The sequence below is a fragment of the Candidatus Skiveiella danica genome (genome assembly GCF_022705245.1).
Lineage (GTDB): Bacteria > Pseudomonadota > Gammaproteobacteria > Burkholderiales > Burkholderiaceae_C > Skiveiella > Skiveiella danica.
Genome location: NZ_JAKJEW010000107.1, coordinates 1 through 858, shown reverse-complemented (window position 1 = coordinate 858; position 858 = coordinate 1). Strand labels below are relative to the sequence as shown.

Genomic DNA, 858 nt, shown 5'->3' with positions numbered 1-858 from the left:
CCGCCTGCAGGGCGAGGCGCAGGCGCTGCGCGACGAATTGAAGCAAATATTGGCCAAATCACTGGCTTCCCAGCGTTGAATGGTCACATGTTGCTATCAAATTTAGACCTGTTGGCCACCGCCCCCGGCGGCGTGGCGCGTCTGCGTGAACTGATCCTGACCCTGGCTGTGCAGGGCAAACTGGTGCCGCAAGACCCGGAGGACGAGCCGGCGAGAGAGCTGCTGAAGAAGATCCGGGCGGAGAAGGACCGGCTGATCGCCGAGGGGAAGATCCGGCGGGACAAGCCGCTGGCGGAGATTGCGGAGGACGAACAGCCGTTCGAACTCCCGCGCGGCTGGTGTTGGACAAGGGTCGCAGATATTTGCACTTTGGTTACCGATGGTGAACATGCGACTCCGCAGCGATGCGATGACCAAAGCGCTATTCCATTGGTTACTGCCAAAAATGTGCGCCACGAGGTCATGGACTACCGAGTTACGGATTTTGTGCCGCTGGATATTGCTCAGAAGTGCTGGCAAAGATGCAAACCTGCCGTGGGTGACGTCTTAATGGTGTCTGTTGGCGCCACGCTCGGGCGACTGTGCGTTTTGCGAGAAGCTGTTGAGATGGTCCTTGTTCGAAGTGTGACAGTGCTTCGACCCGCTCAATCCGGGGTGATGCCAGACTTCCTTGCGTGCCATTTAATGTCGCCAGCTACGCAGCGTGAGATTTGGGGCGAAGTTAAACAAAGTGCTCAACCTTGCCTCTATCTCGCCAAGTCAGCCGCGTTGAAGATTGCGCTGCCACCCCTCGCCGAACAATCCCGCATCGTCACCCGCGTCGAAGAACTGATGCGCCTGTGCGACGCGCTCGAAGCC

At 58.6% G+C, this 858-nt stretch carries 1 protein-coding gene; it reads left to right on the top strand.

Going from position 1 to position 858, the window contains the following annotated elements; translation table 11 throughout:
- Nucleotides 1-87: 87 nt before the first annotated feature.
- Nucleotides 88-858: restriction endonuclease subunit S (locus tag ACMUOY_RS20280; RefSeq protein WP_413894531.1), on the top strand; the 771-nt coding region annotated here is incomplete at its 3' end.